Genomic DNA, 4,573 nt, shown 5'->3' with positions numbered 1-4,573 from the left:
GTATGCATACAAAAAAGGTGCAGATTATCTCCGCACCCATGATGTTAAGTCTTTATCAGATGCCTTGAAAATATCCAATGCCCTAGGTTTGTTTTATTTTTTTAGCTTTCTAAATGAATATGCTATACTTGCTCTGAAGTTGTGTTGGCGTACTTGACTTAGGTCTGGATCTTTCGAACTGTTACTAAGAGGGTAATCATAGCCAAACATAAACTGGAAATGTCCTAATTCTAAACCTGTTCCAATACCTACACTATAATCAAGAGGACTTAAACTTCCATCACTTCCAAAAGGTTTTGTGTACTTCTCTTGAGTTTTCGTAGCTAAATAGTAGTGTTTGTTGGTAAATCCAAATAATCCAATATTCAATCTTGCGACCGGGAAAGTCCTCTTGAAAGTACCACAAGTTCGCGGGATGGAGTTTTATCCCAGCTGCATCGAGAAAGGCATGCGCAGTGAGCGTGCTCTCAAGCTCGCCATCGCCGAAATGTATGTCAAAGGAGTAAGTACCCGCAGGGTCTCGGATATCGTCGAAATTCTTTGTGGCACCGAAGTCAGCTCGTCCCAGGTCAGCAGGCTGGCAAAGGAGCTCGATGAAGAGATTACGTCTTGGAAGGCGCAGCCTGTCGGACAGATTCAATACTTGGTACTTGATGCGACCTATGAATCGGTTCGCGTCGGTTCCCATGTGGTCAAGCAGGCGCTTCTAGTGGCTATTGGCGTTGATTACAGCGGGAATCGGCATATTCTTGACGCCGAAGTCGCGAACAGTGAGGCAGAGGTAAACTGGCGTTCCTTTCTCGAGGGTCTCGTACGACGAGGGATGCACGGCCTGCGAATGATCACCAGTGATGACCACTCAGGACTGCGCGCGGCAATCGATGCTGTCTTCCCTGGAATTCTGTGGCAACGCTGCCAGTTTCATCTGCAGCAGAATGCCCACTCCTACGTCACGAAAAAAGATGAGATCCCGCTGATAGCCGCTGATATTCGGAAGGTGTTCAATCGGAATATGTCAAGATAGTTTATGCCAGATTTTTGAGAGGTTTGCATCAAGCAGCCTTCGAAAGAGGACGGCATGACATTGAGACCGGCAAGGCGTCGTAGATACGCACTTTCCCAGTACGCCACCGTAAGGGGTTTTTCTCTTTGGCAGCAAGAATGGTTTGGTTTCTTTTTTCCTCAGCGCCGTAGGCGTCCGACTAACGCCGGAGTTAAGCCGCCGCGCGTAGCGCGGTCGGCTTGAACGAATTGTTAGACATCATTTACCAACTGACTTGATGATCTCGCCTTTCACAAAGCGAATAAATTCTTCCAAGTGATCTGCGCGTGAGGCCAAGTGATCTTCTTTTTGTCCCAGATAAGCTTGCTTAGCTTCAAGTAAGACGGGCTGATACTGGGCAGGTAGGCGTTTTATTGCCCAGTCGGCAGCGACATCCTTCGGCGCGATTTTGCCGGTTATTGCGCTGTACCAAATGCGGGACAACGTAAGCACTACATTTCGCTCATCGCCGGCCCAGTCGGGCTGCGAGTTCCATAGCTTCAAGGTTTCCCTCAGCGCCTCGAATAGATCCTGTTCAGGAACCGGGTCAAAGAATTCCTCCGCTGCCGGACCTACCAAGGCAACGCTATGTTCTCTTGCTTTTGTAAGCAGGATAGCTAGATCAATGTCGATCATGGCTGGCTCGAAGATACCCGCAAGAATGTCATTGCGCTGCCATTCTCCAAATTGCAGCTCGCGCTTAGCCGGATAACGCCACGGGATGATGTCGTCATGCACGACAAGGGTGACTTCTATAGCGCGGAGCGTCTCGCTCTCGCCAGGGAAAGCCGAAGCCTCCATAAGGTCATTGAGCAATGCTCGCCGCGTCGTTTCATCAAGCTTTACGGCCACAGTAACCAACAAATCAATATCGCTGTATGGCTTCAGGCCGCCATCCACTGCGGAGCCGTACAAATGCACGGCCAGCAACGTTGATTCCAGATGGCGCTCAATGACGCTTAGCACCTCTGATAGTTGGTTCGAAATTTCGATGGTCACCGCTTCCCTCATGATGTCTAACGGGCGAGGTAAGCCGACCGCAGAATGCGGGTCGGCTTGACCGAAATGTTAGAACCAGAAGCCAAAACGGATAACTTGAATTTGGCGACGGGCGCTAACCGTGAAAAAACGCTGCGCCACCGAGGCGGCACAGCACTGCAAAAACGATAGCTGCTTGCGCTTGCTACGCAAGGGCTAGAGGCCAAAAAGACTGAAAACCTGCGCAGCCCATGCAGGCGAAGCCCGGAAAAAAGGCAAAACAGGCACTGAATAACGCCTGAAAAGCTAAATGCCGTTTGAATAAACATGAGCTAAATAAAGCTGGGTTTCAGTGGTGCTAACGTTGGACGTAACGAGAGCCGGAGCGCAGCGGAGGGAACCAAAATGCGCAGCATTTTGGCGTCCCGTTGACGGAATGGTTAGCCGTTTCGACGCGCATAAACGGAGTGGGTGTACGGAATTACAGCTTGAATGGTTTCGGTTGAGACAAGCTCGAATTCTGTTTCGTTGAGCATTGGGAAGAAGGCGTCACCCTCGAAGGTTTGATGTACCTCAGATAGAAACACGCCGTGGGCGTGAGGTAGTGCCAGAGTGTATATCTCAGCTCCGCCCGCGACGTAGAGTTCATTGCCGAGTTCGGATGCCAAAGCGATAGCGTGCGACAGCGTTGAAACAACTACGCAGCCAGTGGCGCGGTAGTTAGCTTGGCGTGAGATTACCAATGTGTGACGGTTCGGTAGAGGCTTGCCGATAGACTCAAAGGTCTTTCGCCCCATGACAACGACTTTTCCCTCAGTGAGTCTGCGAAAAATCTTCTGCTCCCCCGGAATTTTCCAGGGGATATTAGGACCATTGCCAATAACCCGATTGGCTCCCATCGCAGCAACGAGATAAATGCGTACTGATTCCGAGTTCATATGGCTAACTTTGTTTTAGGGCGACTGCCCTGCTGCGTAACATCGTTGCTGCTCCATAACATCAAACATCGACCCACGGCGTAACGCGCTTGCTGCTTGGATGCCCGAGGCATAGACTGTACCCCAAAAAAACAGTCATAACAAGCCATGAAAACCGCCACTGCGCCGTTACCACCGCTGCGTTCGGTCAAGGTTCTGGACCAGTTGCGTGAGCGCATACGCTACTTGCATTACAGCTTACGAACCGAACAGGCTTATGTCCACTGGGTTCGTGCCTTCATCCGTTTCCACGGTGTGCGTCACCCGGCAACCTTGGGCAGCAGCGAAGTCGAGGCATTTCTGTCCTGGCTGGCGAACGAGCGCAAGGTTTCGGTCTCCACGCATCGTCAGGCATTGGCGGCCTTGCTGTTCTTCTACGGCAAGGTGCTGTGCACGGATCTGCCCTGGCTTCAGGAGATCGGAAGACCTCGGCCGTCGCGGCGCTTGCCGGTGGTGCTGACCCCGGATGAAGTGGTTCGCATCCTCGGTTTTCTGGAAGGCGAGCATCGTTTGTTCGCCCAGCTTCTGTATGGAACGGGCATGCGGATCAGTGAGGGTTTGCAACTGCGGGTCAAGGATCTGGATTTCGATCACGGCACGATCATCGTGCGGGAGGGCAAGGGCTCCAAGGATCGGGCCTTGATGTTACCCGAGAGCTTGGCACCCAGCCTGCGCGAGCAGCTGTCGCGTGCACGGGCATGGTGGCTGAAGGACCAGGCCGAGGGCCGCAGCGGCGTTGCGCTTCCCGACGCCCTTGAGCGGAAGTATCCGCGCGCCGGGCATTCCTGGCCGTGGTTCTGGGTTTTTGCGCAGCACACGCATTCGACCGATCCACGGAGCGGTGTCGTGCGTCGCCATCACATGTATGACCAGACCTTTCAGCGCGCCTTCAAACGTGCCGTAGAACAAGCAGGCATCACGAAGCCCGCTACACCGCACACCCTCCGCCACTCGTTCGCGACGGCCTTGCTCCGCAGCGGTTACGACATTCGAACCGTGCAGGATCTGCTCGGCCATTCCGACGTCTCTACGACGATGATTTACACGCATGTGCTGAAAGTTGGCGGTGCCGGAGTGCGCTCACCGCTTGATGCGCTGCCGCCCCTCACTAGTGAGAGGTAGGGCAGCGCAAGTCAATCCTGGCGGATTCACTACCCCTGCGCGAAGGCCATCGGTGCCGCATCGAACGGCCGGTTGCGGAAAGTCCTCCCTGCGTCCGCTGATGGCCGGCAGCAGCCCGTCGTTGCCTGATGGATCCAACCCCTCCGCTGCTATAGTGCAGTCGGCTTCTGACGTTCAGTGCAGCCGTCTTCTGAAAACGACAATGGAGGTGGTAGCCGAGGGTGTGGAAACACCCGACTGCCTTGCGTGGTTGCGGCAGGCGGGTTGCGACACGGTGCAGGGTTTCCTGTTCGCCAGGCCGATGCCGGCGGCGGCCTTCGTCGGCTTCGTCAACCAATGGAGGAACACCACCATGAACGCCAATGAACCGAGCACCAGGGCACTGTTGCAAAGTTAGCGATGAGGCAGCCTTTTGTCTTATTCAAAGGCCTTACATTTCAAAAACTCTGCTTAC

General features: G+C 53.6%; 6 protein-coding genes. 3 read left to right on the top strand and 3 right to left on the bottom strand.

Annotated elements, in window-relative coordinates; translation table 11 throughout:
* Positions 1 to 391: 391 nt before the first annotated feature.
* Complete coding sequence (locus OQV04_RS23600; RefSeq protein ID WP_020802982.1) at positions 392 to 1,024, top strand: IS256 family transposase; 633 nt, start codon at positions 392 to 394, stop codon at positions 1,022 to 1,024.
* A 237-nt stretch (positions 1,025 to 1,261) separates the two neighbouring features.
* Here OQV04_RS23600 and OQV04_RS23595 read toward each other — a convergent pair whose 3' ends face one another.
* The 3 genes from OQV04_RS23595 to dfrA12 all read right to left on the bottom strand — a co-directional run bounded on the left by OQV04_RS23595 (position 1,262) and on the right by dfrA12 (position 2,958).
* On the bottom strand, positions 1,262 to 2,053 hold the full coding sequence (locus OQV04_RS23595) for an ANT(3'')-Ia family aminoglycoside nucleotidyltransferase AadA2 (RefSeq protein WP_001206356.1): 792 nt from the start codon (positions 2,051 to 2,053) through the stop codon (positions 1,262 to 1,264).
* A gap of 5 nt (positions 2,054 to 2,058) precedes the next feature.
* On the bottom strand, positions 2,059 to 2,349 hold the full coding sequence (locus tag OQV04_RS23590) for a DUF1010 domain-containing protein (protein WP_001336345.1): 291 nt from the start codon (positions 2,347 to 2,349) through the stop codon (positions 2,059 to 2,061).
* Between the two features lie 111 nt (positions 2,350 to 2,460).
* On the bottom strand, positions 2,461 to 2,958 hold the full coding sequence (gene dfrA12 / locus OQV04_RS23585) for a trimethoprim-resistant dihydrofolate reductase DfrA12 (protein ID WP_001083725.1): 498 nt from the start codon (positions 2,956 to 2,958) through the stop codon (positions 2,461 to 2,463).
* A 147-nt stretch (positions 2,959 to 3,105) separates the two neighbouring features.
* Between dfrA12 and intI1 the strand changes: the two genes are divergently transcribed.
* Together intI1 and OQV04_RS23575 are read left to right on the top strand one after the other, a co-directional pair.
* The gene (gene intI1 / locus OQV04_RS23580) at positions 3,106 to 4,119 is read left to right on the top strand and encodes a class 1 integron integrase IntI1 (protein ID WP_000845048.1); all 1,014 of its coding nucleotides are present in this window, start codon (positions 3,106 to 3,108) and stop codon (positions 4,117 to 4,119) included.
* 202 nt (positions 4,120 to 4,321) lie between these two features.
* Positions 4,322 to 4,516 (top strand): EAL domain-containing protein, encoded by a 195-nt coding sequence (locus OQV04_RS23575; protein ID WP_442899672.1) that lies wholly within the window; start codon positions 4,322 to 4,324, stop codon positions 4,514 to 4,516.
* Positions 4,517 to 4,573 lie beyond the last annotated feature (57 nt).

It is taken from the genome of Escherichia sp. Lx600-2, assembly GCF_036662595.1.
Lineage (GTDB): Bacteria > Pseudomonadota > Gammaproteobacteria > Enterobacterales > Enterobacteriaceae > Escherichia > Escherichia coli.
Note: the sequence above shows the minus strand (reverse complement) of the source record. Positions and strands in the feature narration are given on the sequence as shown.

Excerpts from the sequence above, each read along its gene's own strand:
- OQV04_RS23595 (WP_001206356.1), bottom strand. The coding sequence starts at position 2,053 with ATGAGGGAAGCGGTGACCATCGAAATTTCGAACCAACTATCAGAGGTG.
- OQV04_RS23590 (WP_001336345.1), bottom strand. The coding sequence starts at position 2,349 with ATGTTTATTCAAACGGCATTTAGCTTTTCAGGCGTTATTCAGTGCCTG.
- dfrA12 (WP_001083725.1), bottom strand. The coding sequence starts at position 2,958 with ATGAACTCGGAATCAGTACGCATTTATCTCGTTGCTGCGATGGGAGCC.
- intI1 (WP_000845048.1), top strand. The coding sequence starts at position 3,106 with ATGAAAACCGCCACTGCGCCGTTACCACCGCTGCGTTCGGTCAAGGTT.
- OQV04_RS23575 (WP_442899672.1), top strand. The coding sequence starts at position 4,322 with ATGGAGGTGGTAGCCGAGGGTGTGGAAACACCCGACTGCCTTGCGTGG.